We start from the raw sequence: 25,853 nt of genomic DNA, 5'->3' as shown, positions 1-25,853 counted from the left end.
GCAGGCCAGCACCAGCTTGTTGAACACGAAACCCAGCACGCCGAAACAGCCCCCCATGACGAGGAACAGCCAGAGCGCCTTCAGGGCCGGGGCATCGTAGTGGGGCAGGCTGATCACCGCACCTTGCCCCTTCATGTTCTGCAGCATCAGGGTCGCCATGACGGCGGAGATCCCCACCGCCTTGATGGCGAGGAAGGAGTAGCGAAACTGCGGTCGCATCTCCTCCATGACAAAGAGGATCCCCGCCAGCGGTGCATTGAAGGCCGCGGCCAGGCCCCCCGCCGCGCCGGCCGCCAGCAGGGCATGGCCGTGTTCCCTCGGCAGCCGGAAGATATCGGCCACCATCTTGCCGAGGTTGCCGCCGATCTGTACCGAGGGCCCCTCCCGTCCCAGCACCATGCCGGAGCTCAGGGTGCAGATACCGCCGAAGAACTTGACCGGCAGCACCCGCCACCAGCGCACCGGGCGCAGATCGTCCATGGCCCCCTCGATCTCGGGAATGCCCGACCCGCCCGCCTCCGGCGCGAAGGCATGGGTCAGGAAATAACCTATCATGCCCAGCAGGGCGCTGAAACCAAAGCCGATCAGGCCGAGTTGCCACCAGGGACGATCGGCCAGCAGCACGAGGCGCTGCTGGGCCAGCCAGTGCACGCCGGATTCAAACAATCCGCAGACCACGCCGGCCAGGAGCCCGACCAGGACGGCCAGCAGCAGTACGAGGAGCGGCATCTTGTCCTGCCGGATCAAGCGTTGCAGGACGGGAGGACGAGGCGGCGCACCCGCCTCGCCGTGGGGGATAGTTTGTTGCACCATCTGAAACCACATTGAGTCAGCAAGATTGGAAGACACCCCGGACTCGGCTCGGCTGCCCAGCACAGGGCCTTTCTGCTATAGTCGGCCCGTTTCTTTTATCACGGGAGCAGACCGGGAGCCCGGATGGCGAGAGCGCAAAGCATACTCCTCCCGCCCCGACCTTGCCGAGCCGCAATCGGCCGTCTGTGCCCGGGTAACGACCAAAATCCCATTAAGGATGATCCATGTCAAAATCAGATCAGCTGTTTGAACAGGCCCGCCAGACCATTCCGGGCGGCGTCAACTCACCGGTCCGCGCCTTCAATGGGGTCGGTGGTACCCCCCGCTTCATCGATCACGCCGACGGTGCCTATCTCTATGACGTGGACGGCCAGGCCTACGTGGACTACATCGGCTCCTGGGGCCCCATGCTGCTGGGTCACAACCACCCGGCCATCAAGGCCGCCGTCATCAAGGCGGTGGAAAAGGGGCTGAGCTACGGTGCCCCCACCGAGATCGAGGTGCTGATGGCCGAGAAGGTGCGCCAGATCGTGCCCTCCATGGAGCAGGTTCGGATGGTCAACTCCGGCACCGAGGCCACCATGAGCGCCATCCGCCTGGCACGCGGCTATACGGGCCGCGACAAGATCGTCAAGTTTGAAGGCTGCTATCACGGTCACGCCGACTCCCTGCTGGTCAAGGCCGGCTCCGGCGCCCTGACCCTGGGCCAGCCCAACAGCCCGGGCGTGCCGGCCGACTTCGCCAAGCACACTCTCACCTGTGTCTATAACGATCTGGACTCGGTGCGCGAGGCCTTCACCCAGTACGGCAGCGAGATCGCCTGCATCATAGTCGAGCCGGTGGCGGGCAACATGAACTGCATCCCGCCGGTGCCCGGCTTCCTGGAAGGGCTGCGCGCCATCTGCGACGAATTCGGCGCCCTGCTGATCCTGGACGAGGTGATGACCGGCTTCCGCGTCTCCCTGCGCGGCGCCCAGGGCCACTACAACATCGATCCGGACCTCACCACCCTCGGCAAGATCATCGGCGCCGGCATGCCGGTGGGCGCCTTCGGCGGCAAGAAGAAGGTGATGCAGCACATAGCCCCGACCGGTCCCGTCTATCAGGCGGGCACCCTGTCCGGCAACCCGGTGGCCATGGCCGCCGGCCTCGCCATGCTGGATCTGCTGCTGGAACCGGGTCTCTATGATCGGCTGAGCGCCAAGACGGCGCGGGTTGCAGAAGGGCTCAAGGCCGCCGCCGCCAAGCACGGCATTCCGCTCGCCATCACCTATGTGGGCGGCATGTTCGGCTTCTTCTTCACCGAAGAGCCCGAGATCACCCGCTATGAGCAGGTGACCCGCTGTGACATGGAACGCTTCAAGCGCTTCTACCATCTGATGCTGGAGGAGGGTGTCTATCTGGCGCCGAGCGCCTACGAGGCGGGTTTCCTGTCCCTGGCCCACGGCGACAAGGAGATCGAGCACACCCTGGCCGCCGCCGAGCGCAGCTTCGCCAAGCTGGCGGGCTGAGCGCCATCCGAATGACAAAGGGCCCGATGGGCCCTTTTTGTTGCCTCGCCTCCGGGCTGGCGCCCACGCCCCCTTCTGGTGCAAGGGGACTCCCCCGGGGCAGGATTTGCCGCCATCTGGTGCAGCCAGCGCCACCCAGGTTGTCATAAAGCGGGCCCACTATTTGCACTGATCCGTGCAGGAGCCCACTTGACCGAGGTGTGTATGGCAGAGATGAGCCCCATCGATGTGCTGCGGCGCTATCAGGAGTACGAAACCGAGCTGACCCCCCTGCTGCTGGGATTGATCACCCTCCCCCAGGAGTCCCTCAAGGCCTACTCCTTCGTGCAGGAGGTGCGAAGCCTGACACCACATCAGACGAGCCCCTGCATCCAGGCGCCCATTCCGGCGGCCCAGGGGCAGCTGCGCGTGCTGGTGCAGGGCCACGGTCGCGAACTGGAGATCAACCTGCACCCGCTGATCGCCTGGCTGATGGGAGACAGGGAGCGGCGCCGCGCCATTCCCTGGTTCAGGGCCGTCTACGTCATCCTGAGCCTGGCGCTGTTTCTCATCGTCGGCACCCTGATCTGGCACGGCCTCGAGCAGCTCTACCTGCTGCTGTGCGGCACCCAGCAGAACCGGCTCGGCGCCTTCAGCGCCATCATCTTCCTGACCCTGGCGCTGGCGGTGTTCGATCTGGGCAAGACCATATTGGAGGAGGAGGTGCTGCTGCATAAGGACATCTTCCGCCACAGCGCCATCCGCCGCACCATTACCCGCTTCATCGCCGCCATCCTGATCGCGGTCTCCATCGAGGGGCTGTTGCTGCTGTTCAAGGGCTCCCTCGGCCAGGTCGAGCTGCTCTGGCCTGCGGTGGGGGTGATGGGCTGCGCCGTGGGCTTGCTGCTGGCGCTGGGGCTCTATGTGTTTCTGGGGGCCAGGGCCGAGGCGGCGCTGGTCGCTTCAAGCCAGCGTCCCCCGACCGGGGGAGAGCAGGTGGGGACTCCGCTCGCCAGACGCAGGATCCGGCGAACGAGATAGCAGGTTTGGGTTGATGAGGTTAACCCGCATCTTCGGCCAGCCGGGGCTGGCTCTCGGGCTCTCCCCTGGCCGCCTTCCAGGAGGCGTACATGGTCCAGGAGGTATAGATGACGATGAAGGCCACCAGCCATTTGAGCATCGCCATGTCCATGGACTGAACCAGCATGGCCGCCAGCACCACCCCGATGGGACCGAAGAGCGCCACCGCCAGCACCGCCCGCGCATCGAAGGCCCCCTTGCGGATGAAGGTGCCCGCCGAGAAGACGCTGAGCACGGCGGTGGACCCCATCATGATGGGGAAGGCCGCCAGCGGGTTCATGCCGAGCAGGTAGACGAGGGTCATGCAGGGGGCAAACAGGCCGATGCCGACGTTCATCAGCACCCCGAAGAGGAAGTTGCCTGCCAGGGCGATCCCGAGCTTGTAACCGCTCAGCCCCATGGCCTCGCCGCCCAGGGGAAACAACCCCAGCAGACCCGCGAAGATGAGGCCGGCCACCACCAGCAGGGAGACCGCCATCACCAGCCGTATGGTCTGGCGATCGAAGGAGGCGACGTGGCGCGCCCCCCAGGCGGCCCCTGCCGCCGCCGCGCCCATCATGCCGACCAGGGTGAGGGGATCCACCTTGACGGCACCGATGAAGATGAGGGACTGGGTGACCGTCGGCAGCACGCACTGACCGTTGAGGGTGCCGGGCAACAGCCGATCGTCGATCAGCTTGAACTGCTTGTAGCAGGCGGTCTTCACCGCGAAGCTGCCGACCCCCAGAGTATCGAGAAAGTTCGCGACGAAGCCGATGGCCGCCACCGGCCAGAAGGGGGTGGGTTCAAGGGAGCCCTGCTGGCGTTTGTGCCACCAGGCGTGGATCAGCATGAAGATAAAGACCAGGGCACAGCCGATAAACAAGAGACGCAGACAAGTGACGAGCATAGGGAGACCTCCAGCAACGGGCGGCGATTCTAAGGCAGTACACGGAAAAAATCCTGGCCAGGATCAAGCTCTCGCCTGATGCAAACGTTTGGTGTCATCCATTTCCGTTGGCAGAATCCGAATGGCGCTGACCATACTTGTCATCAGGGCCAAGGCCCGGGCTCATCGGGCGTAGTCCTGGTCATTTCGCGACGACCACAGCACCGATGGGAGATAAGCAAAAGAAGGCGGGCCACCCCGCCTTCTTTTTATTTCTCGGCCTCCGGGTGGGCTCAGGAGATCCAGCGGGGCAGCCGGGGAGCAATGCGGTCGATCAACCGATCCGACAGGGGGCTCAGCAGCAGGGGCGGCAGGCAGATCAGGGAGAGGCAGAGGGCGCCGACGTAGACATCCGTCATCCAGTGAGCGCCGGCGAGGATGCGGGGGGCCGAGAACAGGGGCACCATCAGCAGGGCGATCATGGCGGCCCGGCGCGGCAGATAGCGCAGGGTGAAGCCGGCGAAGATCATCAGGAACAGGGCGTGATCACCGGGGAAGCTGTCGCCGGCGGAATCCTTGGTCGGGATGGTACTGAGCTCGGTCAGCCGCAGCGCCCCTTCCACCATCAGGGTGGGGCTGGGGCGGCTGACCGGCAGCAGGTGACCGAGCTGATTGATCACCAGGGCCGCCAGCAGCATCACGCATCCCATGGCCACCAGACGGCGGCGATCCTGCTCCCCGGCACGGAAGAAACAGGTGGCGAGGATCCCCCCCATGCAGGCCAGCGCGGCCAGATCGAACAGGCGGTTGTTGGTGATAGCCACCAGATCGGCCCAGCGGGGGGAGTGGCCGAGCCAGCCATTGACCAGCTGGAAGAGGGCGAGATCCCAGTGATCCCAGGGGCCATGATCCGGCAGGGCAGCCCAGCTGAAGGCAATCAGGCCACCGATCAGATAGAGAGGAATGAACTTGCTCATGCCGACTTTTCCTTGGAAAAGCGCGCATTCTAGGTCAGTCAAAAGATGACGTGAATCACAGAAATGTAAGCATTCGTGTCAAAAACGCATTCCATTGAATCCGCCCCTGCCCCGTTCTGCCCCCCTGGCCGGCAGAACGGGCACCGCCGTCTTGGCTCTCCCACGGCTTGCGGCTAGTATGGCCACTCCGTTCACTCAGGATGATGATGATGCGCAGCTACCTTCGCATGATGCTGTTTGCCCTCGGCTTGCTGGCTGGCGTGCAGATCCCCGGGATCGTCGATCTCTACTACCAGCGGCTGGATGCGCGCCTGCAACAGGCCAGCCTCAGTCTGGCACCCTTCCAGCGCACCGCGGATCAGCACTTCCAGGGCGATCTTCAGGCCCTGGTCGCCCACTACGGCGCCAGCCAGGATCCCGTCTTCACCCAGGATGCCGCCAGCCTGCAACAGCTGGTGAGCCAGCAGCGGCACCTGCAGCAGGAACTCGCCTTCCGGGACCAGGCCTGGTATCGGCAGCTCTCCCACCTGCTGCTGCGCGCCGATCCCCTGCTCTGGCAGGACACCCTGCACAACTACGGCTATGTGGTGCCGCTCAATCAGGCCGCCATCCTCTGCGGCGTGACGGTGGGCCTGATGGCCTCCCTGCTGGGGGATCTGCTGCTCAGCCTCCTGGCGCTGCCCTTTCGCCCGCGCCAGCCGCTCTCCCGGCGCAGCCTGCGCTGATCCCCCTGGTGCCGCCATGTCCGGCGGCGCCCCCGAACGCAGTCATTCGAAGGGTTCGAGATAGGCCCCGATGGCCTTCTTGAGCCAGGCCAGCACCTTGCCATGGTGGGCATTTTCCGCCAGATAGACCCCGTAGTCGCGCCACTGCAGGCTGAACTTGTGTTTCAGGGTCAGCAGCTCCCCCTGGCGCAGCTGGCTCTGGATCAGCGGTGACGGCAGCACGGCCCAGCCGAGGCCGTCGAGCACCGCATCCCGCATCAGCTCGAAGCTCGACAGCCCGATGTGATGGCCCCCGATGGGCAGCAGGCTCTTGACCGAGAATTCGTCCACATAGGAGAGGGTGACCTGGGTATGGCCGGTCAGGTCCTGCTGCAGCACCCGCTTCAGGCTGGCCAGCGGGTGGCTCGGGGCCACCACCATCAGGGTGCGGATTGGGTTGAGCACCTCGATGCTGAGGCCGCTGCGCTCCTGCTCCTCGGTGATGAGGCCGAAGGCGGCATCCACGAACCCCTCCTCCACCAGGGCGGGCAGCTCAGGCGGCGAGGCCAGCACCAGGGAGATGCTGGTGCCGGGAAACTGGTGGCGCAGCTGGCCCAGCATCTCCCGCCACACCGCCTCGGGGATGGCGTCATCCCGCGCCACCCGCAGCGCCACCTCGGCGCCGGAGGCATGGTGCTCGCACTTGAGCTTGAGGCTGTTGGCGGCCTGCAGCAGCCGTTTGCAGTCGTCCAGCACCTGCTCGCCGATCTCGGTCAGCCGGCTCTGGTTGGCCCCTCGTTCAAAAAGTTCGACGCCAAGCTCAACCTCAAGCGCCGCGATCGCCGTGCTGACCGCGCTGCGACTCTTGCCAAGGCGGCGGGCTGCATTGGCGATGGAGCCACTGCTGGCTGATTCCACAAAGAGTTGTATCTGGTAGAGCTTCATGATTTGGGTCGTGAGCTAGGTATCCGGCATTCACCTTATCTCGCCCGCTGCTGCCAAGGCAAACCGTCAGCGTCTGAGTTGTCGACGCTCAGCGATTCTGCCGCCTGAATGGGCTGCGGCTATCATGGCCCCGTCGCAGCAACAAGAGGACATGTTATGTCATTCAATCCCATGCTTCTGGCCCGCCTCTTCCTGACGGGTGCCATCCTGACCGAGGTCGCCGGCACCTCCACCATGGCCATGATCCCGGAGAACCAGGCCGGCTGGCTCAACTACCTGCCCATGTGGGCACTCATCTCGCTCTCCTACCTGTTGTTGGCCAAAGCCGCCACAACAATCTCCATTGGCATTGCCTTCGCGCTCTGGGAGGGGCTGGGGATCGCGCTGATCACCGTCGTCTCCGTACTGTTCCTCGACTACCGCCTGAATGCTCAGGAGTTGATCGGACTGGCGCTGGCCATAGTGGGGATTGTTCTGGTGACGATGGGTGAGCGCCACGAGGAGCCGGTCGCCCCCATGCACAGCGCCCACGAGGCCAGGGAGGTCCCATGCACCCGCTGATGATAGTGCTGGGCGCCGCCCTGCTGGATATCGGCGCCAACATGGCGATCAACCGCTCGCTCGGCTTTCGCCACAAGGGCTGGGGCCTGCTCGGCATCCTGCTGGTACTGTGCGCCTTCACCCTGCTGTCGGAGGCGGTCAGCACGGGCCGGATCGATCTGGCCGTGGCCTATGCCACCTGGGGCGCCATCGGGATCCTGGGTACCGCCCTCGGCGGACTGCTGCTGTTCGGCGAGCGACTCAAGCCCGTAGGCTGGGTCGGCATCCTGGTGATGGCCGTCGCCGTGGCCCTGCTCACCACCGCCTGACCCCCAGTTGACGCAAAGAAAGAAGCCGCCCGGTTTGCCTGGCGGCTTCTTCTGTTTGGGGGACTGAGGCCTGAGCGGCACATCCCTATGGCTGCGCTTCGTAGAGCTCCAGCGGCAGGCCGTCGGGGTCGGCGAAGAAGGTAAAGCGACTGCCGGTCAGCTCATCCACCCGCACCGGCTCCACCTCGACGCCGTGCCGCTGCAGATGGGCGATGACCCGGTCCAGCTCCCCCACCCGGAACGCCAGGTGGCGCAAACCGCACGCCTCCGGCCGGGAGGGGCGCGGCGGCGGCGCCGGAAAGCTGAACAGCTCCAGCTGGCTTCCGTCCGGCAGCGCCAGATCCAGCTTCCACGACTGGCGCTCGGCCCTCAGGGTCTCCGCAATGATGGGCAGCCCCAGCACCTGGTGATAGAAGTGGCGGGAGCGCTCATAGTCGCTGGCGATGATGGCCACGTGGTGGATGGCGTCAAACAGGGGAGTCGTCATGGGCACTCCTTGCAACACGGGCAGCCAGGGCTGCCCGTCGCAGTTAGTTGAAGAAACCGTTGAACCAGTTGTCCAGCGCGTTGACCGGGTTGGAGACCGGGCTGGCACAGCTCATGGGCTCGGCCAGACCGGCCAGCTTGGCCGGCACCTGCAGGCTGCCGGGGCAGTCGCTGGCCACCCGGGCCCCGCTCGCGCGGGAGAAGTTGGCCCAGCTCACCCCTTCCGGCATCTTCAGCCCCAGGCTGTTGACCCCGCGCTGGCTCATGTAACCGCTGAACAGCTGGAGCGCCCCGCTGGCACCGGTCAGCCCGGCCGGGGTGTTGTCGTCACGGCCGACCCAGACGCTCACCAGCTCGTTGTTGTCCATCCCGGCGAACCAGGAGTCCCGCAGCTCGTTGGTGGTCCCCGTCTTGGCGGCCATGGTGGCGCCGGGGAACTTGGCGCCCAGCGCCCGGGCCGTGCCCTGGCTCACCGTCTTGGTCATGGCGAACAGGGTCAGCCAGCTCGCCTGGGGATCCGTCACCCGCTTCGCGGTCTCGTCATGCTGGTAGAGCTGGCTGCCATCGCCGTTCACCACGGCGCGGATCGCCGACAGCGGCTGGGTCAGCCCCTGGTTCGCGATGGGCAGGTACATCTGGTTCACCTCCATCGGCGACAGCGCCACCGCCCCCAGCACCAGGGACGGATAAGGCTGGATCTCCTGCTCCACGCCGAGCTTGTGCAGGGTGTCCACCACCTTGTCCAGACCGACCTGCATCCCGAGGTTGACGGTCGGCACGTTCAGGGAGCTGGCGAGCGCCTCCATCAGCGGCACGCTCTGGCGGAACTTGCGATCGTAGTTCTGGGGCGTCCAGATCTGGCCGTCCTGGCCGCGGATGCGGATCGGCTGATCTTTCAGCGGAGTGCCCAGGGTCAGGCCGTTGGAGAGGCCGGTCAGGTAGACCGCCGGCTTCACCAGGGAGCCGATCTGGCGGCGGGCATCCAGCGCCCGGTTGAAGCCGGCGTAACGGGGATCCCGTCCCCCCACCATGGCCACCACCTCGCCCTTGTGCCAGTCGGAGACCACCATGGCCGCCTCCAGCTTCTTCTTGCCGCGCTGCTTCTCTATGGTGGCCAGCCCCGTCTGCACCGCCTGCTCGGCGGCGTGCTGGGCGATGGGATCCAGGCTGGTGAAGATCTTGAGGCCGGACTGCTTGAGCAGATCCGGACCGAAGCGGCTCTGGATCTCCCGCTTGAGCAGCCCCATGAAGGCCGGGGTGCGGCCATAGCTCATCTGGCCGCGGGCGATGATGCCCAGCGGCTGCTTGCTGGCCAGCTCATACTCGGCCTGGGTCAGGCTGCCGTGGTCCATCAGGAGCTTGAGCACCAGATCCCGGCGCGCCTTGGCCCGGTCCGGGAAGCGCCAGGGATCGTAATAGGAGGGGCCCTTCACCATGCCCACCAGCAGGGCCACCTGATCGATGTCCAGCTCGTTGACCGGGATGCCGAAGTAGAAGTAGGAGGCCAACCCGAAGCCGTAAACCCCCTGGGAGAAGTTCTGCCCCAGATAGACCTCGTTGAGGTAGGCCTCCAGGATCTCGTCCTTGCTGTAGCGGTAGTCGATGAGCACCGCCATGTAGGCCTCCTGCAGCTTGCGCCACAGGCTGCGCTCACGGGTCAGGAAGAAGTTCTTGGCGAGCTGCTGGGTGAGGGTGCTGCCCCCCTGGACGGTGCGCCCCGCCAGCAGGTTGGCCGCCATCGCGCGCATGATGGCCACGGGCGAGACGCCGCCGTGCTGGTAGAAGTCACGGTCTTCCGTGGTGAGCAGGGTGACCAGCAGGCTGTCAGGCACCTCGGAGAGCCGCACCAGCAGACGATCCTCCCGATCCTCGGTGTTGAGGCGATCCAGCAGCACAGGGTCCATCTGGGCGTAGCCGAGCTGACGCTGGTTCTCCAGGGACTGAATTCCCTCGAGCCGCGCCCCGTTGAAGGTGAGGCGCAGGCCGCGGGCGCCGTCGGCCCCGTCGTGGAACTCGAATGGACGGCGGATAAGCTCGATGCGGTTGCCGCTCACCGCATACTCCCCCGGGGTGTGAGGCTGGCGCACCTGCTTGTAGCTCAGCATGTTGAGCTCGCGCAGCATCTGGGTCTGGGAGAGACGCTGGCTGGGATAGAGCTCCAGCGGGCGACTGTAGACCATCACGGGCAACTGCCACTTCTCGCCGTCGAAGCGCTCGCGCACCTTGGTATCCAAGTAGATGCCGAACACCACCATGAAGGCGCCCACCACCAGGGAGATCTTGAAACCAAGCCAGAACAGGGTGCGCCAGATGGTGCGTTTGGGCGCCGCCTTCTTGGGGGGGCTCTTGCGTCGTTGGGTTGCCATAAATCCTCTTGTTTTCCTACTCGTCATCTCGCATTCGCGAGCGGCCAGGGATGCCGGTTCCTGTGGTGGATCGGCCCTGTGCCTGGTCCATCCTGCTCTGGTCGCACCGGCCGGTCACTTTAGTGCCGGCTACTCCTGCAGCCCCATCTTCTTCTTGGTCACCCTGGTCGGCATGGCCTCCAGCGGATTGTCCGGCCAGTAGTGACGGGGGTAGCGACCCTTCATCTCTTTCTTTACCTGTTCGTAGGATCCCGCCCAGAAGGCGGCGAGATCCGCGGTGATCTGCAAGGGCCGCTGGGCCGGGGAGAGCAGCTCCACCACCAGGGGCACCCGGCCGTCGGCCACGCAGGGGGTGGCGCCCAGCCCGAACATCTCCTGGATGCGCACCGGGATCGCCGGCGCCTGCCCCGGCTGGTAGCGGATCCGCACCCGGCTGCCGGTCGGCGCCGTGAAATGGCCAGGCAGCGCCTCATCCAGCCGCCTTGGCAGCGGCCAGGGCAGGGACTGGCGCAGGATGTCGCTCATGTCGAGCTTTTTCAACTGCTCCAGCCGGGTCAGGCCGCTCACCGCCGGCAGCAGCCACTGCTCGAGGCCCGCGAGCAGGCTCTCCTCGTCCATCGCGGGCCAGCCCTCGTCCGGCAGCCACTCGGCGGCGCAGCGCAGCCGGGCCAGCAGCCCCTCGCTGGCGTCGTCCCAGGGCAGCACGTGCAGCCCCTTGCGCCGGATCCCCTGCAGCAGGCAGAGCCCCTTCTGTTCGTCCGACAGCTCGGTGAGCGGCCGCTGACTCAGCACCAGCTCGCCCAGCACCTGCTGGCGCTCCGCCCGTACCCGCTCCTCACGCTCGTCCCAGTCGAACCACTGGCGCTCGCTCACCATCTCCGGCAGCAGGCGCACCAGCTCGTCCAGCATCACAGGCTCGGCAATGAAGATGCGGCTGCCGCGCTCGTTCTGACCCATTTCGACGGCCACGAGGGCCCCCTGCCCCTGACAGGGATGCCCTTCTACCAAATCGCAGCTCACCCCGCCACTGAGCTGGTAGCGCTGGCCGCTGCGCAGCCTGCCGATGCGATCGGGCCAGGCGAGGGCGCACAGCAACCCCAGCCACTGGCCCCGGGCGGCCTCCTGGCGCACGCCGAGCCGCTCGAACCAGCGGGTGGCCCCCTGGCGCAGGGCCCCTTGCCGGCGGTGGAACAGCACGGCAAGGCGTTCGGATCCTCGCAGATCTTCTTCCAGCAGCGCCACCAGGAAAGCCGCATCGGCGACAATCCCTGTCAGACCCTCGGATTCCAGCTCCCGGGCCCGCAGCAACATGCGGGCGAGGCGGGGATGGGTACCGAACGCCGCCATCACCCGCCCCTCGGGGGTCAACTGTTGCTCACCGCCCGGCTTCATGGCACCCAGGGTCACCAGCAGCCGCTGGGCACTGGCCACGGCGGCGGCCGGGGGCGGGTCCAGCAGCGGCAGCGCCTCCACCCTGGTCCCCCACTGGGCAGCATCCAGGAGCAGGCCGGTCAGCTCCTGGGTCAGGATGTCGGGGGGGCTCTGCTCGGCGAGGCGCTCCTGCACCTCGCCGCTCCAGAGCCGGTAGCAGACGCCGGGGCCAAGACGACCGGCCCGCCCTGCCCGCTGGGTGGCGGAGGACTTGGCGATGGGGCGGGTCTCCAGCCGGGTGACACCGCTCTTGAGATCGAAGGAGGCACGCCGCTCCAGCCCGCTGTCGACGACCACCGAGATCCCCTCGATGGTGAGAGAGGTCTCCGCCACATTGGTGGTGAGCACCAGCTTACGACGGCCCGCCGGGGCCGGATCTATGGCCGCCTGCTGGGCCGCCATGTCGAGGCGGCCGTAGAGAGGGGCGAGGCTCACCTCGTCCGGCAGCCGCCCTTCCAGCCACTGCGCCAGCCGCTCTATCTCCCCCTGTCCCGGCAGGAAGACCAGGACGCTGCCATCGTGGGCGGCCAGCGCCTCCAGCACCACGGCGCCGAGCTGGGGCTCCAGCCACTGCTGGCGGTTGGCGGGGCGATAGTGGTACTCGATGGGAAAGCCGCGTCCCTCGGAGCGCACCACGGGGGCATCCGGCAAAAGCCGCTCCAGCGCCATGCCATCCAGGGTGGCGGACATCACCAGGAGCTTGAGATCGTCGCGCAACCCCTGCTGGCTCTCGATGGCGAAGGCCAGGGCGGTGTCGGCGTGCAGGCTGCGCTCGTGGAATTCGTCGAAGATCACCAGCGAGACGCCGGTGAGCTCGGGATCCTGCTGCAGCATCCGGGTCAGCACCCCCTCGGTCACGATCTCGAGCCGGGTGGCGGCGCTGGTGCGGCTCTCGCCCCGCACCCGCAGGCCCACGCGCTCCCCCACCTTCTCCCCCAGCTGGCGCGCCAGGAAGCTCGCGATGTTGCGTGCCGCGAGGCGTCTGGGCTCCAGCATGATGATGCGACCGGGCAGCCGCTGCCGGCGCACCAGCTCCAGGGGCAGCAGGGTCGACTTGCCCGCCCCCGGCGGCGCCTGCAGGATCACGCTGGCGTGGCGGTCGATGGCGGCAAACAGCTCGGGCAGCACCGAGACGATGGGGAGTGAAGACAAAGCGGCGCGGACCTTCTGTGATGACCTGGAAAAGGCGTCCATTCTGCCACAGCCACCCGGCCACCGTAAGCGGCAGTGCCCGCCCCCGGCTGGCGGGCCAGTCGACACGGCAAGACATCCGGGGAGCAGCTGCCATAGAATGGCCTCCTGCGATGAGCACCACGAGGACAGACACCGCGCATGCCCAAACTCTTCTTTGCCCTGCCCCTGCCCACCCTGGCCCCCGAGCTGGCGGCCTGGCGCGACCGGCGCCCCTGGCCCGGCCTGCCGGTGCCGGAAGCCAATCTGCACCTGACCCTGGCCTTCCTCGGGGAGGCCGACGAGGCGACCCAGGCCCGCCTGATCGCCCTCGCCGGCCAGCAGCACTGTCCGCCCTTCAGCGTCCATCTGGATCAGACCGGCTGGTTTCAGCGTGCCAAGGCGGCCTGGGTGGGCCCCAGCGAATGGCCGAACGAGCTCACCGTCCTGGCCAGAGCCCTGCGCCGCCACGGCGAGAAGCTGGGGCTTGGCAACGGCGAGCAGGGCTATCGCCCCCATGTCACCCTGTCGCGCAAGGCGAACGAGGCCCCCGGCGAGCCGCCCGCCCCCGACTTTCAGCTCGAGGCGGACCGCTTCTGCCTCTACCGGTCCGTCAGCACCCCGGACGGCGTCCATTACGAGCCGCTGGCCTGCTGGCCCCTGCGCGCCCGCCCCAAACCCGCAGCACACCCTCGCCCCGACGCCAACGCCAACGCCCAGGAGAACCGCCGATGATCTTCGCTCCCCCCCTGCAATCCGGGCAGCTGATCGCCCGCTACAAGCGCTTCCTGACCGACGTACAACTCGAGGGCGGCGAGGTGATCACCCTCCACTGCGCCAATACCGGTGCCATGACCGGCTGCGCCGAGCCCGGTACCCGGGTCTGGTATTCCACCTCTAACAATCCCAGGCGCAAGCTGGCCCACAGCTGGGAGATCGCCGAGAGCCCGGCGGGCCACTTCATCTGCGTCAACACCGCCCGGGCCAACCAGATTGCACGGGAGCTGATCGAGCAGGGCGCCATCGCGCCGCTGGCGGGCTATGCCAGGCTGCGCACCGAGGTGAAATATGGCGAGGAGAACAGCCGCATCGATCTGCTGCTGGAGGATGACGAGCGGCCGGATTGTTACATCGAGGTGAAGTCGGTGACCCTGCTCGACGAGCGGGAGCAGCCGGGCATGGGTTACTTCCCCGATGCCGTGACCGCCCGCGGCGCCAAGCACTTGCGTGAATTGATGGCCATGAAGGCGGCCGGCCACAGGGCCGTGCTGCTATTTATGGTGCTGCACTCCGGCATCGAGCGGATGCGGCCTGCGGCCCATATCGATCCGCTCTATAGTCAACTTATCGAGCAGGCGATGGCGGCAGGGGTTGAAATTTTATGCTATCGCCCCCATGTTGGGGTGCAGGGCATTGTGGCGCAAGATTTTATCCCGTTTGAATCTGGCCATATGCTACCCGAGGGCAAAGAATAAATGCGGAAGTGGGTAACATTATTGACAAGGCTTGTTTGCCTCCCGTTGACCCTTCTGCTATAGATGTCGCCCTCAATTTATGGATGGCACGGGTAGCGTGCTGAATTAGGAGACAGGGCATGCCAACAGGCGAAAACAGGAAATCTCTGGGCCCCCTGGCCATTGCGGGTGTAGAGCCTTACCAGATGCAAGCCGGTGAGGAGTACATGAATGACCAACAGAAGGTTCATTTTCGCAAGATCCTGGGAGCCTGGCGCAACCAACTGATGCAGGAAGTTGACCGCACCGTCGACCATATGAAGGATGAGGCTGCCAACTTCCCGGATCCCGTGGATCGCGCCGCGCAGGAAGAAGAGTTCGCGCTCGAACTGCGCACCCGCGATCGTGAACGCAAACTGATCAAGAAGATCGAAAAGACCCTGCTGCTGCTCGAGGAAGATGACTTCGGTTACTGCGAGCATTGCGGCATCGAGATCGGCATCCGCCGTCTGGAAGCCCGTCCGACAGCCGACCTCTGTGTCGACTGCAAGACGCTGGCCGAGATCAAGGAAAAGCAGATGGCTGGCTGATGCCGCCCATCGGGATGAACGAAGAAGGGAGCGTGTACGCTCCCTTTTTTATTGAGCTTTTGCCCGTGGCGTCCCAGAATGCAGCCTCAATGCATCGTCTACCCGAATTGCCATGGTCATGACTCCCCCTACCACCCGGCCCTATGTCGGCCGCTTCGCCCCCTCCCCGTCCGGGCCGCTCCACTTCGGTTCCCTGGTCGCCGCCCTCGGCAGCTTCCTGCAGGCAAGGTCGCAGCAGGGCCGCTGGCTGGTGCGCATCGAGGACATAGATCCGCCGCGGGAGATGGCGGGCGCCGCAGATCTCATCCTGCAGACCCTGGAGGCCCATGGCCTCGCCTGGGATGGCGAGGTGATCTACCAGAGCCGGCGCCATGAGCGATACGACGAGGTCATCGCCGCACTCCACCGGGCGGGGGATCTCTACTGGTGCCGTTGCACCCGGCGCGAGATCATGGCCAGCGGCGGCTTCTACAACGGCCACTGCCGCAACCTGGCTCTGGCGCCCGCAGGCTGCGCCGCCCGCCTGCGCCAGCATCACCCCGTCTATCGCTTCGAGGATGCGCTGCAGGGGGAGATTAGGGTGCCAGCGGCCCTGGCCGAGGAGGATTTCATCGTGCGCCGCCGGGACGGGCTCTACGCCTACAACCTGGCGGTGGTGGTGGACGACATGGACAGCGGCATCACCGAGATAGTGCGCGGCGCCGACCTGCTGGAGCCCACGGTGCGCCAGATCGCCCTCTACCAGACCCTGGGGGCCGAGATACCCGCCTGGGTGCATCTGCCCCTGGCGGTGCTGCCGGACGGCAACAAGCTCTCCAAGCAGAACCACGCGCCGGCGCTGAATCCGGATGAGGCGAGCGCATCCCTGTGGCAGGCCCTCGCCTTTCTCGGCCAGTGCCCGCCCCCCGAACTGCGGGAAGGCGCGGTCGACGAGATCGTCGCCTGGGGCATCGCCCACTGGCAGTTGGCCCGGGTGCCTGCCAGCGAGAAGATCCAGCTGGCTGATTACTGAATCGCGCAGGCAATTTTGGTTTGATTGAACGTAAATCGCCGCTGTTGGCCGTGATTTTGTCGGGATAATCCGAGTCAAACGAGATCAATTGCCAGCACGGTTTTTCATTTGGTTAGGCCTGAGCTATGATAGGCCGCTATTTTTTTGGCCTCCCGTCAATTTGAAGTCATAACGAGGTGTACCATTTTTTCCCAGATCGCAAACTTTTGCCGCAAGGTGCTCGGCAAGGAAGACGGCGAGCAGTCGGTGGAGTCCCCCATTCCGGCCCGTGTCGCCGGGCAACGCCGTACCTTGAGCCGTGACCAGCACCCGATTTCGCGCAAAGAGATCAGCGAGAATGCCCTCAAGGTGCTCTATCGCCTGAACAAGGGGGGCTATGAGGCCTACCTGGTCGGCGGCGGTGTCCGTGACCTGCTGCTCGGGAAGACGCCCAAGGATTTCGACATCGCCACCGATGCGACGCCGGAACAGATCAAGGCGCTGTTCAGCAACTGCCGCCTCATCGGCCGCCGTTTCCGCCTGGCTCACATCGTCTTTGGTCGTGACGTGATCGAAGTGGCCACCTTCCGGGGTCACCACCATCAGGTCAATACCAGCAAGCATGTGTCGGCCCAGTCCGATGAAGGCATGCTGCTGCGGGACAACGTCTACGGCACCATCGAAGAGGATGCCGAGCGTCGCGACTTTACCGTCAACGCCCTCTACTACAGCGCCAAGGATTTCACCCTGCACGACTTCGAGGGCGGGCTGGAAGATCTGGCCGCGCGCAGGCTGGAGCTCATCGGTGACCCCGAGACCCGTTACCGGGAAGATCCGGTGCGCATGCTGCGCGCCGTGCGCTTCGCCGCCAAGCTGGACATGACCATCAGCCCGCGCACCGCCGCCCCTATCAGGGAGCTGGCCCCGCTGCTGCAGGACATCCCGGCCGCCCGCCTGTTCGAGGAGACCCTCAAGCTGTTCCTGGCCGGCGACGGTCTCGCCACCTACAAGCTGCTGCGCGAATACGGGCTGTTCCAGCCGCTCTTCCCCCAGGTCGCCGCCCTGTTCACGCCCCACGGCAACTCGCCCTACGAGCAGTTCATCGAGCAGGCGCTGATGGACACCGACACCCGGGTGCGCGAAGAGAAGCGCGTCACTCCCGCCTTCCTCTACGCCACCCTGCTGTGGGGCGCCGTCGAGGCCCGCGGCCGGGTGCTGGAAAACGAGAGCGGCCTGCCCTGGTATGACGCCTTCATGCTGGCCATCAACGAGGTGCTGGACGCCCAGGTGCGGATCATCGCCGTGCCACGCCGCTTCACCACGGACGTGCGTGACATCTGGGCCCTGCAGCAGCGCCTGACCCGTCGCCAGGGCAAGCACCCCGAGCGCGCCATGGAGCACCCGAAATTCCGTGCGGCCTTCGATTTCCTGTTGCTGCGCAACCGGGTCGAGCGCGGCCTCGGCGAGCTGGCGAGCTGGTGGGAGCGCTATGTGGCCTCCAACCCGGACGTGCGCCCGCAACTGCAACGGGAGGCGACCCGCCGCCCGGCGAGCGGCGAGCGCGCCGACTCCCGCAGCGGTGATGGCGAGAAGCGCAGCGGCAATGGCCGCAACCGCCGTCGCCCCCGTCGCCGCAAGCCGAAGTCGGCAGAGTAAGGATCCGCCGATGATCGAGGTCTTCGTCGCCATCGGCTCCAACCTGGCCGACCCCCTCGGGCAGGCTCGCCGCGCCATCGCCGCGCTGGCGACCCTGCCGGAATCCGAGCTGCTGCAGACCTCCCACCTTTACGGCAGCCGCCCCATGGGCCCTGCGGATCAGCCGGACTACGTCAATGCCGTGGCGCGGCTCCACACCCGGCTCGGTCCTCTGGCGCTGCTGGATGAGCTGCAGCGCATCGAGCTGGCGCAAGGGCGGGTTCGCAAGGACGAGCGCTGGGGTCCCCGGACCCTGGATCTCGATCTGCTGCTCTATGGCGATCTGCGCATCGAGGTGGAACGGCTGACCGTCCCTCACTACGGCATGAAGGAGCGGGAGTTTGTGCTGCTGCCCCTGGCCGAGATAGCCCCCTCCCTGGTGCTGCCCTGCGGCACCCCGCTCACCGAACTGGTTGCCCGCTGCCCGCGCAATGGACTCGAGATCCTGGCCGGCGCGGCAGGCGAGTAGAGAAGAGTAGGAACAACGTCATGAGCAAAATCACCACCACCGGCCTGTTGAAAATGAAACAGGACGGCCAGAAAATCACCGCCATCACCGCCTATGATGCCACCTTTGCCAAGCTGTTCGACGACGAGGGCGCCCTGGTGCTACTCATCGGTGACTCCCTCGGCATGGTATTGCAAGGGGGGGACGACACCCTGGCGGTCAGCATGGACGAGATGGTCTATCACACCCGCTGCGTGGCCCGCGGCACCAGCAAGGCCCTGGTCGTGGCTGACATGCCGTTCATGAGCTATGCCACCCCGGAGCAGACCTACCAGAACGCCGCCCGCCTGATGGCCGCCGGCGCCCGCATGGTGAAGATGGAAGGGGGCGACTGGCTGTGCGAGAGCATTCGCCACCTCACCCGCAACGGGGTGCCGGTCTGTGGCCACCTCGGGCTCACCCCGCAATCCGTCCACGTGTTTGGCGGCTTCAAGGTGCAGGGGCGCGACGAGTTCCACGCCCAGGAGATCTACCGCCAGGCCCTGGAGCTGCAGGCGGCCGGCATCCAGCTGCTGGTGCTCGAGTGCGTGCCCGTCTCCCTGGCCGAGCGCATCACCAAGGCGCTGCGCATTCCGGTGATCGGCATCGGTGCCGGCCCCGCCACCGACGGCCAGATCCTGGTCATGCACGATGCCTTCGGCATCACCTCAGGTTATGTGCCCAAGTTCACCAAGAACTTCCTGGCCGAGACCGGTGACATGCGTGCCGCCATCCGCCTCTATGTGCAACAGGTGAGTGACGGGACCTTCCCCGGCCCCGAGCACTGCTTCAACTGATGTGATGCCGTCATGAGAACGGGGGCCTGCGCCCCCGTTTCGCCCTCCCTCTCTGACGAAATGAACCTCTCTCTTATTGATTCATCTGAAGGTGAACTGCCGATGTTGGTTGTGAACAATCCCGCCGCTCTGCGCGAACAGATCGGCCACTGGCACCGCGAAGGACGTGCCATCGCATTCGTGCCCACCATGGGCAATCTCCACCAGGGCCATCTGACCCTGGTAGAAGAGGCGCGCCGCCATGGCGACAAGGTGGTGGTCAGCATCTTCGTGAACCCCTTGCAGTTCGACAAGGCCGAGGATCTCGCCAACTATCCGCGCACCCTGGAGCAAGATTGCGCCGCCCTGGAGTCTGCGGGAGTCGACCTGGTGTTCACCCCGACCCCGGAGATCATGTATCCCCAGGGGCTCGCCAGCCAGACCTTCGTCGAGGTGCCCGGCCTCTCCAGCCTGCTGGAAGGGGCGCTGCGCCCGGGACACTTCCGCGGCGTCAGCACCGTCGTCACCAAGCTGTTCAACCTGGTGCAGCCGGATGTGGCCTGCTTCGGCCAGAAGGATTACCAGCAGCTCGCCCTCATTCGCAAGATGGTGGCCGACATGGCCATGCCCATCGAGATCGTCGGCGTGCCCACGGTGCGGGCCGAAGACGGTCTGGCACTCTCCTCGCGCAACGGCTACCTGACCGCCGCCGAGCGGGCCATCGCCCCCGAGCTTGCGCGCACCATGAACTGGATCGCCGAGCAGATCGAGGCGGGTGACCGTCACCTCCCCTCCCTGGTGGCCCGGGCCAGCCAGCGTCTCGACAACGCCGGATTCCGGACCGATGCCATCGACATCGTCGATGCCGACACCCTGGAATCGGCCACCGCCGCCAGCCAGCGGCTGGTGATCCTGATGGCCGCGTATCTGGGCAAGGCCCGCCTGATCGACAATCGCGTCGTCGCCCTGTAAGGCCGAGACACGGAAAGGAGAGAAAGATGTCCAAGAAGGTCTATTGCATCGCCCAGTTCCAGCCCAAGCCGGGCCAGGAGCAGGCCCTGTTCCGGGTCCTGCAGGGGCTAGAACCCAACACCCTGCGCGAGGATGGCTGCCTGCAGTACATCGTCACCCGCCACATCCAGAGCCCCTTTGCCGAGGGAGAGAGCTTCCCCATCGTGTTCAACGAGATCTGGCGCGACATGGCGAGCTTCGAGGCCCACTGCCAGCGCAGCGAAATCAAGGCCTTCTTCGAGCGCTACTGCCTCGCCGACGACGGCCTGGCCGCCAAGTGGAACGTCTGCGTCTACAGCGACGAGCCGGCGGACTACGACGCGCCGGCCCTCTGAGGCGCAGCACCAGACAAATAGAAAAGGCGCCCGAGGGCGCCTTTTTGCTGGCCGGTTGCACCTCAGTGGCGCAGGCCCGTGCCGCGGGAGATGAGCCACCAGGCCAGCCCGTAGAGCACCAGGATGAAGCCGATGATGATGAGATAGGCGGTGCCGAGCGGCACGTCGGAGATACCGAGGAAGCCGTAGCGGAACGCGTTCACCATGTAGATGATGGGGTTCACCTGGGAGACCCCCTGCCAGAACGGCGGCAGCAGGGTGATGGAGTAGAAGACGCCCCCCAGATAGGTCAGGGGGGTCAGGATGAAGGTCGGGATGATGCTGATGTCATCGAACGACTTCGCGAACACGGCGTTGATGAGCCCCCCCAGGGAGAACAGGATGGAGGTGAGCAGCACGGTCACACAGACGCTGAACAGGTGGTGGATCTGCAGCGGCACGAAGAACAGCGACACCAGGGTGACGATGAGGCCGACGCAGAGGCCGCGCGCCACGCCACCGCCCACGTAACCCGCGATGATGATGTAGTTGGGCACAGGCGCCACCAGCAGCTCCTCCACGTTGCGCTGGAACTTGGCGCTGTAGAAGGAGGAGGCGACGTTGGAGTAGGAGTTGGTGATGACCGACATCATGATGAGACCGGGCACGATGAACTCCATGTAGCTGAAGCCTCCCATGTCGCCGATGCGCGACCCGATGAGGTTGCCGAAGATGACGAAGTAGAGGCTCATGGTGATGGCCGGCGGCACCAGGGTCTGGATCCAGATCCGGGTGAAGCGGCTCACTTCCTTGGCCAGTATGCTCTTGAAGGCGATGTAATAGGTCATGGGGTTCATGCTTTACGACCCTCCTCTACCAGATTGACGAACAGCTCTTCCAGCCGGTTCGCCTTGTTGCGCATGCTCAGCACCTTCACCCCCTGGGCGGAGAGCTGCTCGAACAGGCTGTTGAGGGACTGGCTCTTCTCCAGCTCCACCTCCAGGGTGTGCTCGTCCTGCATGCGGCCATTGAACTCGGGCAGGCTCGGCACCGCGGAGCCCGGCACCAGATCCAGCAGGAAGGTCTCCCGTCCCAGCTTGCCGAGCAGGCTCTTCATGCTGGTGTTCTCGATGAGGCGTCCCTTGTCGATGATGCCGATGTTGCGGCACAGCATCTCGGCCTCTTCCAGGTAGTGGGTGGTGAGGATGATGGTGACACCCTGCTCGTTGAGATCCTTGAGGAAGCTCCACATGGAGCGACGGATCTCGATGTCCACCCCGGCGGTCGGCTCGTCCAGGATCAGCAGCTTGGGCTCGTGCATCAGGGCGCGGGCGATCATCAGCCGGCGCTTCATGCCGCCGGAGAGGGTGCGGGCCGCCATGTCTCGCTTGTCCCAGAGATCGAGCTGGCGCAGGTACTTCTCGGCGCGCACCTTGGCCTCGGCCCTGGGCACGCCATAGAAGCCGGCCTGGTGAGTCACTATCTGGCTCACCTTCTCGAACATGCTGAAGTTGAACTCCTGGGGCACCAGGCCGAGCTGGGACTTGGCCAGCTCCAGATCGGTGTCGATGTCGTGACCGAACACCTTCACCTTGCCGGCACTCTTGTTCACCAGGGAGCTGATCACGCCGATGGTGGTGGACTTGCCGGCCCCGTTCGGCCCGAGCAGGGCGAAGAAATCCCCCTGCTTGACGGTGAGATCTATGCCCTTGAGGGCTTCGACGCCCCCCTGATAGGTCTTCTTCAGACCGCTGATTTCCAATGCGTTCATTGCAACCCCTGTGATGGATGAGCCCATCTCGAGACAGAAAAGGCGGCTCGAGCGCCGCCTGAAGAGAGTCGATGGCAGGCGGCCAGCCTTGCCAGTGGCGAGCCCTGCTTACTCTTGCGCAACGACCTTGCCGATGAACGGCAGATTACGGTACTTCTGGGCGTAGTCGATGCCGCAGCCCACCACGAACTCGTCGGGAATGGAGAAGCCAAGCCAGTCGACCGGCACCTGCACCTCGCGGCGGGACGGCTTGTCCAGCAGGGTGCAGATGGCCAGGGACTTGGGCTCGCGCAGGGAGAGGATCTCGCGCACCTTGTTGAGGGTGTAGCCGGTGTCGATGATGTCCTCGACGATCACCACGTCCTTGCCCTTGATGTCGTCATCCAGGTCTTTCAGGATGCGCACGTCCCGGGTGCTGTGCATGCCGGAGCCATAGCTGGAGGCGGTCATGAAGTCCAGGGTGATGGGCAACTGGCACTGGCGGCAGAGGTCCGCCAGGAAGACGCAGGAGCCGCGCAAGAGGCCAATCATGACCACCTCATCGGACCCCTGGTAACGGGCGGTGATCTCCTCGCCCAGCTTGGCGATCCGGGCGGCGACCTCGGCCTCGGGGATCATCACCTCGACAATGTGTTTCATCACATACTCCAATAATGGCCAAAGGGTTATTGGCCGTTCATTAACATCAAAACCGAGGATTCTACCACCGCAACCGGAAGGCGTCAGGCATACGTGATGCTTTTATCGGCTTATTTTAATTGATAGAGTTAGCGAGCCTTCGGGCATTATCGGTGACAATACTATAAACACCATAATCAATAACTATTAGATGAAAAAACCATGGAACCACGCGCAGAAATAAGACGTCGAACCCGGCTGTCGCCGGAGGCTCGTCGTGATCAATTGATGGAGTGTGCCGTCGAGGTCTTCTCCCGCCGCGGTATCGGCCGGGCGGGGCATGCCGAGATTGCCGAGCAGGCCAAGGTCTCCGTCGCCACCGTCTTCAACTACTTCAATACCCGTGACGATCTGGTCGACGAGGTGCTGACAGAGATAGAAGCCTACGTGCAGCAGATCCTCGAGCAGGCATACAACGGTCAGGGATCCGCCAGGGAGTGCATCCACCGCCATGTGAAGCAGGCGGTCGATGCGGCCTATGACAAGCCGGATCATGCCAGCATCTGGCTGGAGTGGAGCTCCTCGGTGCGGGAAGAGGTGTGGCCCCGCTACACCCGTCTGCTGGACAAGATGATGGCGCTGATCACCCCCCGCTTGCAAGCCGCCATGGACAACGGCGAGATCAAGAGTGTGCTGTCGGCGCAGGATCTGGCCCGCTCCCTGACCGGGTTTGGCTACGTCATGATGCAGATGATCAATCAGCCTCAGCGCCCCTCCCGGGAAGAGGTGACCGATTTTCTGTTCAAGTACGTGACGGCCCCCATCCAGGCCGCCTAGGCGGCCTCGACAATAAACTCGCCAATAAAAAAGCGGCGCCGGACCCTGAGTCCGGCGCCGCTTTTGTTTGCCCGCCCGTCATACCCTCAGGGCTTGGCGTAGCCCCAGCGTTGGGTCAGCGCCTGCTCGATGCCGAGGTGGTCGAGGATCCGCGCCACCATGAAGTCCACCAGATCCTCGATGCTTTTCGGCTCGTGATAGAAGCCGGGGGCGGCTGGCATGATGGTCACCCCGAGGCGCGCCAGCTTCAGCATGTTCTCCAGGTGGATCGCCGAGAAGGGGCTCTCGCGGGGCACCAGGATGAGCTGGCCGCGCTCCTTGATCACCACGTCCGCCGCCCGCTCCAGCAGGTTGTCGGAGGCGCCGCTGGCGATCGCCGACACGGTGCCCATGGAGCAGGGACAGATCACCATCTGCCTGGGGGCCGCCGAGCCGGAGGCCACCGGCGAGAACCACTCCTCCTTGCCACAGGCGACGATCTGCCCCTCTCTGGCGCCATACTGGCGGCAGAGGTAGGCGGAGAGCTCCTTGGGCGAGCCCGGCCACTCCTGCTGCTGCTCCGTCTTGAGCACCACCCGGGCGGCCGAGGAGGCGAGCAGATAGACCTTGTAGTCCGCCTGCACCAGACACTGGAGCAGACGCAGGGCATAGGGGGCGCCGGAGGCGCCGGTCAGCGCCAGGGTTATCGCTTTGTTCATGATGAGGCGTGTCGATCCTTGAGGCGGGCGATCAGCTTGTCATGGATGCCGCCGAAGCCGCCGTTGCTCATGATCAGAATATGATCCCCCGCGCGGCTCTCGGCCACCAGGGCGCCGATCAACGCATCCAGATCGTCGAACACCCGGGCCGGGCGGCTCATATGGGCGGTCACCTCGCCGAGATCCCAGCCGATGTTGGAAGGCTGGAAGAAGAGCACCTCGTCGGCGCCGCCGAAGCAACCCGCCAGCTCCTCCTTGTGGACCCCCAGCTTCATGGTGTTGGAGCGGGGCTCCAGCACCGCCAGGATGCGTGACCCGCCGACCTTGGCGCGCAGGCCGCCGAGGGTGGTCTCGATGGCGGTGGGGTGGTGGGCAAAGTCGTCATAGACGCTGATGCCGGCCACCTCGCCCTTGAGCTCCATGCGCCGCTTGGGGGACTTGAACTGGCAGAGCGCCGCAATGCCGTGCTCCACCATGACGCCGGCATGGCGGGCGGCGGCGATGGCCATCAGGCCGTTGTTGACGTTGTGCTCGCCGATGCACTCCCAGTGCACCTCCCCCTGCTTCTCACCATCCAGCCACACCTCGAAGGCGGAGCCGTCGTCCGCCAGCTTGACCGCCTTCCACTGGGCGTCGTCCTGGCCCACCAGCTCCACCTCGCTCCAGCAGCCCATCTTGCGCACGGCGGTGAGGTTGTCGTCGGCCTGGGGGAAGAGCACCCGGCCGTTGCTCGGCACGGTGCGCATCAGGTGGTGGAACTGGCGCTGGATGGCGGCGAGATCCGGGAAGATGTCCGCGTGATCGAACTCCAGGTTGTTCATCACCAGGGTGCGCGGGTGGTAGTGGACGAACTTGGAGCGTTTGTCGAAGAAGGCGCAGTCATACTCGTCCGCCTCGATGACGAAGAAGGGGGCGGCACCGAGACGGGCGGAGACCGGGAAGTTGCCAGGCACGCCGCCGATGAGGAAGCCGGGTTCCAGCCTGGCGTACTCCAGCACCCAGGCCAGCATGCTGGCGGTGGTGGTCTTGCCGTGGGTGCCCGCGACGGCCAGCACCCAGCGATCCTTCAGCACGTGCTCCAGCAGCCACTGGGGGCCGGAGATATAGGGCAGGTTGCGATCCAGCACATATTCCACGCAGGGGTTGCCGCGGCTCATGGCATTGCCGATCACCACCAGATCCGGCGCCGGATCGAGCTGGGAGGGATCGTAACCTTCGGTCAGTTCGATGCCCTGCTGCTCGAGCTGGGTGCTCATGGGGGGATAGACGTTGGCGTCGGAGCCGGTGACCCTGTAGCCGAGCTGTTTTGCCAACACCGCCAGACCCCCCATGAAGGTGCCGCAGATCCCGAGAATGTGAATGTGCATACCACTGCCTTTTCCAGTAAAGGGAGTGCGCATTCTAGGATCTGT

At 65.3% G+C, this 25,853-nt stretch carries 27 protein-coding genes (1 of these 27 running past the window's edge); 15 read left to right on the top strand and 12 right to left on the bottom strand.

The window, feature by feature from the left end; translation table 11 throughout:
* Positions 1–813, bottom strand: partial view of a H(+)/Cl(-) exchange transporter ClcA gene (gene clcA / locus R2B70_RS03745; RefSeq protein WP_216990942.1) — the 5' portion only. It extends 582 nt beyond the left edge of the window; the window shows 813 of its 1,395 coding nt (coding positions 1–813); it begins with the start codon at positions 811–813; its stop codon lies beyond the left edge, outside the window.
* Between the two features lie 224 nt (positions 814–1,037).
* Between clcA and hemL the strand changes: the two genes are divergently transcribed.
* Both hemL and R2B70_RS03735 read left to right on the top strand, forming a co-directional pair.
* Positions 1,038–2,324, top strand: coding sequence for a glutamate-1-semialdehyde 2,1-aminomutase (hemL, locus tag R2B70_RS03740; protein WP_216990943.1), 1,287 nt, complete (start codon positions 1,038–1,040; stop codon positions 2,322–2,324).
* A gap of 204 nt (positions 2,325–2,528) precedes the next feature.
* The gene (locus tag R2B70_RS03735; RefSeq protein ID WP_318162671.1) at positions 2,529–3,344 is read left to right on the top strand and encodes a hypothetical protein; all 816 of its coding nucleotides are present in this window, start codon (positions 2,529–2,531) and stop codon (positions 3,342–3,344) included.
* Positions 3,345–3,363: 19 nt separating this feature from the next.
* On the opposite strand, the gene R2B70_RS03730 is transcribed toward R2B70_RS03735, so the two are convergent.
* The gene (locus R2B70_RS03730) at positions 3,364–4,272 is read right to left on the bottom strand and encodes a sulfite exporter TauE/SafE family protein (protein WP_318162670.1); all 909 of its coding nucleotides are present in this window, start codon (positions 4,270–4,272) and stop codon (positions 3,364–3,366) included.
* 272 nt (positions 4,273–4,544) lie between these two features.
* Positions 4,545–5,228 carry a phosphatase PAP2 family protein gene (locus tag R2B70_RS03725; protein WP_216990944.1) on the bottom strand — a complete coding sequence of 228 codons (684 nt, stop codon included), beginning with the start codon at positions 5,226–5,228 and terminating at the stop codon, positions 4,545–4,547.
* A 209-nt stretch (positions 5,229–5,437) separates the two neighbouring features.
* Here R2B70_RS03725 and R2B70_RS03720 point away from each other — a divergent pair, with 209 nt between their 5' ends.
* On the top strand, positions 5,438–5,953 hold the full coding sequence (locus tag R2B70_RS03720; RefSeq protein WP_209794112.1) for a DUF2937 family protein: 516 nt from the start codon (positions 5,438–5,440) through the stop codon (positions 5,951–5,953).
* Between the two features lie 42 nt (positions 5,954–5,995).
* Here the strand turns inward: R2B70_RS03720 and R2B70_RS03715 are convergent, their stop codons facing one another.
* Positions 5,996–6,877: a LysR family transcriptional regulator gene (locus R2B70_RS03715; RefSeq protein WP_210600816.1), complete on the bottom strand. Its 882-nt coding sequence runs from the start codon at positions 6,875–6,877 to the stop codon at positions 5,996–5,998.
* 156 nt (positions 6,878–7,033) lie between these two features.
* Here R2B70_RS03715 and R2B70_RS03710 point away from each other — a divergent pair, with 156 nt between their 5' ends.
* Positions 7,034–7,438, top strand: coding sequence for an SMR family transporter (locus R2B70_RS03710; protein ID WP_042077790.1), 405 nt, complete (start codon positions 7,034–7,036; stop codon positions 7,436–7,438).
* Positions 7,426–7,746: an SMR family transporter gene (locus tag R2B70_RS03705; RefSeq protein ID WP_042077791.1), complete on the top strand. Its 321-nt coding sequence runs from the start codon at positions 7,426–7,428 to the stop codon at positions 7,744–7,746. The genes R2B70_RS03710 and R2B70_RS03705 overlap by 13 nt, the downstream gene beginning before the upstream one ends.
* An 85-nt stretch (positions 7,747–7,831) precedes the next feature.
* On the opposite strand, the gene R2B70_RS03700 is transcribed toward R2B70_RS03705, so the two are convergent.
* From R2B70_RS03700 to hrpB, 3 genes are all read right to left on the bottom strand, one after another.
* Positions 7,832–8,233: a VOC family protein gene (locus R2B70_RS03700; protein ID WP_202041728.1), complete on the bottom strand. Its 402-nt coding sequence runs from the start codon at positions 8,231–8,233 to the stop codon at positions 7,832–7,834.
* 43 nt (positions 8,234–8,276) lie between these two features.
* Entirely contained in the window at positions 8,277–10,598 is a 2,322-nt protein-coding gene (gene mrcB, locus R2B70_RS03695) for a penicillin-binding protein 1B (protein ID WP_202041727.1), read from the bottom strand.
* A gap of 129 nt (positions 10,599–10,727) precedes the next feature.
* Entirely contained in the window at positions 10,728–13,181 is a 2,454-nt protein-coding gene (gene hrpB, locus R2B70_RS03690; RefSeq protein WP_318162669.1) for an ATP-dependent helicase HrpB, read from the bottom strand.
* Positions 13,182–13,361: 180 nt separating this feature from the next.
* Between hrpB and thpR the strand changes: the two genes are divergently transcribed.
* The 9 genes from thpR to R2B70_RS03645 all read left to right on the top strand — a co-directional run bounded on the left by thpR (position 13,362) and on the right by R2B70_RS03645 (position 20,538).
* A complete protein-coding gene (thpR, locus tag R2B70_RS03685; RefSeq protein ID WP_318162668.1) occupies positions 13,362–13,934 on the top strand; it encodes an RNA 2',3'-cyclic phosphodiesterase in 573 nt (190 codons plus the stop codon).
* Positions 13,931–14,674, top strand: coding sequence for a DNA/RNA nuclease SfsA (gene sfsA / locus R2B70_RS03680; RefSeq protein ID WP_042077797.1), 744 nt, complete (start codon positions 13,931–13,933; stop codon positions 14,672–14,674). Before thpR ends, sfsA begins: the two co-directional genes overlap by 4 nt.
* A gap of 119 nt (positions 14,675–14,793) precedes the next feature.
* On the top strand, positions 14,794–15,243 hold the full coding sequence (gene dksA / locus R2B70_RS03675) for an RNA polymerase-binding protein DksA (protein ID WP_042077798.1): 450 nt from the start codon (positions 14,794–14,796) through the stop codon (positions 15,241–15,243).
* 112 nt (positions 15,244–15,355) lie between these two features.
* Entirely contained in the window at positions 15,356–16,255 is a 900-nt protein-coding gene (gene gluQRS / locus R2B70_RS03670) for a tRNA glutamyl-Q(34) synthetase GluQRS (RefSeq protein ID WP_318162667.1), read from the top strand.
* Between the two features lie 144 nt (positions 16,256–16,399).
* Positions 16,400–17,890 carry a polynucleotide adenylyltransferase PcnB gene (gene pcnB, locus R2B70_RS03665; protein WP_216990950.1) on the top strand — a complete coding sequence of 497 codons (1,491 nt, stop codon included), beginning with the start codon at positions 16,400–16,402 and terminating at the stop codon, positions 17,888–17,890.
* 10 nt (positions 17,891–17,900) lie between these two features.
* Positions 17,901–18,398, top strand: coding sequence for a 2-amino-4-hydroxy-6-hydroxymethyldihydropteridine diphosphokinase (gene folK / locus R2B70_RS03660; protein WP_318162666.1), 498 nt, complete (start codon positions 17,901–17,903; stop codon positions 18,396–18,398).
* A gap of 20 nt (positions 18,399–18,418) precedes the next feature.
* The gene (gene panB, locus R2B70_RS03655) at positions 18,419–19,213 is read left to right on the top strand and encodes a 3-methyl-2-oxobutanoate hydroxymethyltransferase (protein WP_216990951.1); all 795 of its coding nucleotides are present in this window, start codon (positions 18,419–18,421) and stop codon (positions 19,211–19,213) included.
* 102 nt (positions 19,214–19,315) lie between these two features.
* Positions 19,316–20,164: a pantoate--beta-alanine ligase gene (gene panC, locus R2B70_RS03650; protein WP_216990952.1), complete on the top strand. Its 849-nt coding sequence runs from the start codon at positions 19,316–19,318 to the stop codon at positions 20,162–20,164.
* Positions 20,165–20,190: 26 nt separating this feature from the next.
* Positions 20,191–20,538 (top strand): putative quinol monooxygenase, encoded by a 348-nt coding sequence (locus R2B70_RS03645; protein ID WP_216990953.1) that lies wholly within the window; start codon positions 20,191–20,193, stop codon positions 20,536–20,538.
* Positions 20,539–20,600: 62 nt separating this feature from the next.
* Here the strand turns inward: R2B70_RS03645 and R2B70_RS03640 are convergent, their stop codons facing one another.
* The 3 genes from R2B70_RS03640 to hpt all read right to left on the bottom strand — a co-directional run bounded on the left by R2B70_RS03640 (position 20,601) and on the right by hpt (position 22,927).
* Entirely contained in the window at positions 20,601–21,374 is a 774-nt protein-coding gene (locus R2B70_RS03640; RefSeq protein WP_042077808.1) for an ABC transporter permease, read from the bottom strand.
* Positions 21,371–22,288: an ABC transporter ATP-binding protein gene (locus R2B70_RS03635; protein ID WP_042077811.1), complete on the bottom strand. Its 918-nt coding sequence runs from the start codon at positions 22,286–22,288 to the stop codon at positions 21,371–21,373. The genes R2B70_RS03640 and R2B70_RS03635 overlap by 4 nt, the downstream gene beginning before the upstream one ends.
* 108 nt (positions 22,289–22,396) lie before the next feature.
* Positions 22,397–22,927, bottom strand: a complete 531-nt coding sequence (gene hpt / locus R2B70_RS03630; RefSeq protein ID WP_042077812.1) for a hypoxanthine phosphoribosyltransferase — start codon at positions 22,925–22,927, stop codon at positions 22,397–22,399.
* 201 nt (positions 22,928–23,128) lie between these two features.
* Between hpt and R2B70_RS03625 the strand changes: the two genes are divergently transcribed.
* Entirely contained in the window at positions 23,129–23,743 is a 615-nt protein-coding gene (locus tag R2B70_RS03625) for a TetR/AcrR family transcriptional regulator (protein ID WP_042077813.1), read from the top strand.
* Positions 23,744–23,829: 86 nt separating this feature from the next.
* On the opposite strand, the gene R2B70_RS03620 is transcribed toward R2B70_RS03625, so the two are convergent.
* Both R2B70_RS03620 and mpl read right to left on the bottom strand, forming a co-directional pair.
* On the bottom strand, positions 23,830–24,441 hold the full coding sequence (locus tag R2B70_RS03620) for a flavin prenyltransferase UbiX (protein WP_209794099.1): 612 nt from the start codon (positions 24,439–24,441) through the stop codon (positions 23,830–23,832).
* The gene (gene mpl, locus R2B70_RS03615; protein WP_216990954.1) at positions 24,438–25,808 is read right to left on the bottom strand and encodes a UDP-N-acetylmuramate:L-alanyl-gamma-D-glutamyl-meso-diaminopimelate ligase; all 1,371 of its coding nucleotides are present in this window, start codon (positions 25,806–25,808) and stop codon (positions 24,438–24,440) included. The genes R2B70_RS03620 and mpl overlap by 4 nt, the downstream gene beginning before the upstream one ends.
* Between the last annotated feature and the right edge of the window lie 45 nt (positions 25,809–25,853).

This window comes from Aeromonas sp. XH (genome assembly GCF_033348475.1).
GTDB lineage: Bacteria > Pseudomonadota > Gammaproteobacteria > Enterobacterales > Aeromonadaceae > Aeromonas > Aeromonas sanarellii.
This window is presented reverse-complemented; position numbering and strand designations above follow the sequence as displayed.